This is a genomic window from Nocardia sp. NPDC004711 (assembly GCF_053601595.1).
Genome location: NZ_JBSGCB010000151.1, coordinates 1 through 3,886 on the forward strand (window position 1 = coordinate 1; position 3,886 = coordinate 3,886).

Sequence of the window (3,886 nt, forward strand, 5' to 3'; positions counted from 1 at the left end):
CTCCGGTCTCACCGACCGCGACCTGCCCTACGTGGTGGCCGTCAAGGGCTCCACCGGCGTGCACCGCGGTGACGCCCGCCCACAGACCCCGCCCCCGACGGCACCCTCCCCGAGCTCTGGCTACTGGCCGAATGGCCCACCGAAACAAGCGAACCCACCGACTACTGGCTGTCCACCCTGCCACCCGACACCCCAATCACCGACCTCGTCCGACTCGCCAAAATCCGCTGGCGCATCGAACACGACTACCGCCAACTCAAAGACGCCCTCGGCCTCGACCACTTCGAAGACCGATCCTGGCTCGGCTGGCACCACCACGCCACCCTCACCACCGCCGCCCACCCGTTCCTCACCACCCTCCGACTCACCACCCCAAAAGCAAACGGGCAGGACTGACCCTCTACGGCACACTCCGCAAACTCCAACGCGCACTTGCCATCTGGATCGGTACCTGCCCGCTTTGCCGCCACACATTCTTCGACCTAACAAAGTCCTACTAGGACCCAGTCCTTCTCCCGGCACCGATTCCGGCATACCGCGACCGCGTCCAGAGGTGACCGTCCCGGACGGTATCCGTACGAGTCGTCGTGGAACACCTTCTCCACCTCCGGCTCCAATGCCAATACCGCCACTGTCTGCGCCACCCGGTCGACCACATTCGGGATGCCGAGGACTCTCGTTCCTCCTTTCTTCGGTATTTCCACCGCGCGGACCGGACCAGGAAAATACGATCCCGACGACATACGATTCCACAGCCGATAAAGGTTGTCTTGCACCCCTTCTTCGAACTGTTCGATCGTCACGCCATCGACCCCGGCCGCTCCTCCGTTCTCCTTGACCTTCAACCACGCATTCCACACCAGCATTTTCGGTATGTCGTGCGACTTGCCCAGCAACTTCGGCTCATTCATGCGACTCCTTCTTTCCGGTTGATCACGTTCATCAGCCCGGACGACCCCACCCCTTGGCTCCGCCCCCACTGCGATACGTAGGGACTTCACAGCTACTACGGGTGAGTCCGCCAGCGCGTCCCGCAACGGTACTCAACTCCTTGCGGATTCTGCCGCTTGGAGTTCTCCCTCTCGCCACCGATTCCCCGATGGCAGTATCAGTACGCGCCTTCACATGTTCCATACGAGAGCCCGGACCGGACTCATGCTGCCTGTACGCCGGACACCACCTGGACAGGAAACGGGTAACCTCCAGGCTCATCCCAGAGCAAAGACCAAGCCCTGGTTTCGGTGTCGTCTGATTAGCTTTCGACGCTTCAGTCGGCACAGGGCAATTCGCCCATCGCTCATCTTTCCGGCCCACACCTGACACAGTCACAGCCGCGCCTTTTCCTACACCGCTCAAGACCACGGTCTTCAGCCAAGGCCCCGGTAGGTGGTTTGAAGCCTCCTCCCGCAAGGCGACTCCGGAGGTCCAGAAATTCCTCCATCTACTCGTACAGCACCGAAGAGCCAAGCTCACCGAACTTGACCTCCGTTCATGTTCACAAGGTCTTCAGCCAACGCAGCATGAGGCGGTTTGAAGCCTCCCCCTACAGGGCGACTCCGAAGGGCCAACCTTCATCTCCCGCACAGCACCGCTCCAGATCGGTTGCCTACACCTCACTTTCGCATTCAGGACACAACACAGGTTTTGACAATTCCTCCGGGCGCGGGTCTGACCGGTGGATGAGGTGGTGGCCGGGGGCGACGCCGAGCCGGTGGGCGGTGACGAGGCGAGTGATCGCGCGCGGGGTCAGCGGCACGGGGTGCAGGGCCTGGTAGCCGTGCGAATCGATCGCGGTGCACAACGGTGCGTCCGCACCGGGCCCGGGACGGTGGGCCGGTAGGCGATGTCATCGGCCTTGAGGTGATGCGCCAGAAGGGATTTCGTCGCTGGGGCGGCCCGGATCGCGAGGATGGCGGCCCAGCGGTCGTGGTGAGGCGGGCGATGGCGGTGACGTCGGCGACGCGCACGTCGTTGTCGGTGACCCGGGATGTCGCGGCGGCGCAGGCCGACAAGCGTGCTGATGGGAAGCCGGGCGGTGCGCTGGCGGCGAATCTGGTTGAGAGCGTCGAGGATCGTGCACGGCCGGGTGGCGGCCGCCGCTGTCGCGGTGGACGCGGTTGATCGCCGACAGGCCGGTGCGTCGACGCGCGGGTGTGGTTTCGAGGGTGTCGATCGGGGCCAGTACGATGAGACGAAAGTGACCTTGACGGAACCCTGGTTTGGCGGCAATGCCGTTAACTTACGGTGTTTGTGCAGGTCGGAGGGCTTGACCGGAGGGCTTGACGCGGTGGTGTCTGGCCGTGTCATGAGAGTTGCTGTGCGGCAAGTGGTTTCCGGGTATGGTGCCGGCTCGTGGCGGAGGTGGTGGCGGGACGGTTGACCGATCGGATCGGGTTGGGCGTGCTCACGCGTGTGGTGCGCCAGGATCTGGTCGACGAAGTGCTGGTGGAGACCGGCAGGGTGGAGAAGCGCCGTCGACTGCTCCCGGCGCGGGTGGTGGTGTATTTCGTGCTGGCGATGACGTTGTTCTTCGACGATGCCTACGAGGAAGTGATGCGCAAACTCGTTGACGGGCTTCGGTTTCTGCGTTCGTGGGACGAGGACTGGCAGGTGCCGACCTCACCGGCGCTGTGCAAGGCCCGCGCCCGTCTCGGTGAGGAGCCGCTGCGGGAGTTGTATCGGCGGGTCGCTGTGCCGCTGGCTGGTGCGGGGACGTCAGGTGCGTGGCTGGCCGGGCGGCGGGTGATGGCCGTCGACGGGGTCCAGATGGATGTCCCCGACACTGCGGACAACGACGAGGCGTTCGGGCGCGGAACGAGCCATCAGGGCCTGGACGCGCCGTATCCGAAGGTGAAGGTGGTCGGACTGGCCGAATGCGGCACCCGCGCGATCGTCGACGCCGAGATCGGCGCGGCCACCGACGACGAGCGTGCGCTGGCGCGGGCGCTGTTGGCTGCGTTCGAGCCGGGAATGCTGGTCGTCGCCGACCGTGGATTCTTCAGTCACGAGTTCTGGCGCGAGGCCGCAGCGACCGGAGCGGATCTGTTGTGGCGGGTACAATCCGGTCTGAAACTGCATGTGGTGCAACAGCTTCCGGACGGATCGTATCTGTCACGGCTGATGACCGACATCGAACGTCAGCGCATCCGCCGCCACCACGCCCGCGGACTGGACACCATGCCCGTGGGCGTGCCGGTGCGGGTAATCGAGTACGAAATCACCAACCGTGACAGTGATACCCCTGGCCCGATCCGGCTGGTCACCACCATCCTCGCCCCAGAGCAGGCCAGCGCTGCCGAGCTGGCCACCACCTACCATCAACGCTGGGAGTTCGAGACCAGCCTCGCCGAGATCGAAACCCGTCAGCGTGGCAGTTATCGGGTGCTGCGCTCGCACAGTCCCGCCATGGTGCGCCAGGAGATCTGGGGCCTGCTGACCACCCACTACGCGGTCCGCGAACTCATGTATCACGCTGCCGATCTCGAAGGTTGCGATCCGTTACGGCTGTCGTTCATCCGCACCCTCCGCGTTGTCCGGCGACACGTCACCGGACAGGCGGGTTTTTCCCCCTGACCGGCTCGCCACGACCACAGCCGACGCCGTCGCAGAGATCGCCGAACGCCCGAACCCGCCACGGCGCAACCGCAGCTATCCCCGAGTCCTCAAACGCGCCGGTCGCCACAAGTTCCCACGAAAAGACCTGCGACACAAGAACATCAACCATCCCAGCCCCGCCGAGATCCGGCTACACCGGCGCGTAAGTTAACGGCATTGGGTTTGGCGGAGGGCACCTTAGCTTGGTCTTTAACCTCCGGCTCGGTTGCGTTGGTAGAGGGTTGTGAGTCGTTTGACGGTTTTGCCGACGTCGTAGTGGATGGCGCGGTGA

At 64.3% G+C, this 3,886-nt stretch carries 2 protein-coding genes and 1 pseudogene; 2 read left to right on the forward strand and 1 reads right to left on the reverse strand.

Translation table 11 applies throughout. The features are described 5' to 3' along the window. Positions 1-96: 96 nt before the first annotated feature. Positions 97-436: pseudogene (locus tag ACWEKS_RS48930) on the forward strand (transposase); the annotation flags it as partial. A gap of 46 nt (positions 437-482) precedes the next feature. Here the strand turns inward: ACWEKS_RS48930 and ACWEKS_RS48935 are convergent. Next, positions 483-911 carry a reverse transcriptase domain-containing protein gene (locus ACWEKS_RS48935; protein WP_452346542.1) on the reverse strand — a complete coding sequence of 143 codons (429 nt, stop codon included), beginning with the start codon at positions 909-911 and terminating at the stop codon, positions 483-485. A 1,441-nt stretch (positions 912-2,352) separates the two neighbouring features. Between ACWEKS_RS48935 and ACWEKS_RS48940 the strand changes: the two genes are divergently transcribed. Continuing rightward, a complete protein-coding gene (locus ACWEKS_RS48940) occupies positions 2,353-3,573 on the forward strand; it encodes an IS4 family transposase (protein WP_452346543.1) in 1,221 nt (406 codons plus the stop codon). Positions 3,574-3,886 lie beyond the last annotated feature (313 nt).

Excerpts from the sequence above, each read along its gene's own strand:
- ACWEKS_RS48935 (WP_452346542.1), bottom strand. The coding sequence starts at position 911 with ATGAATGAGCCGAAGTTGCTGGGCAAGTCGCACGACATACCGAAAATG.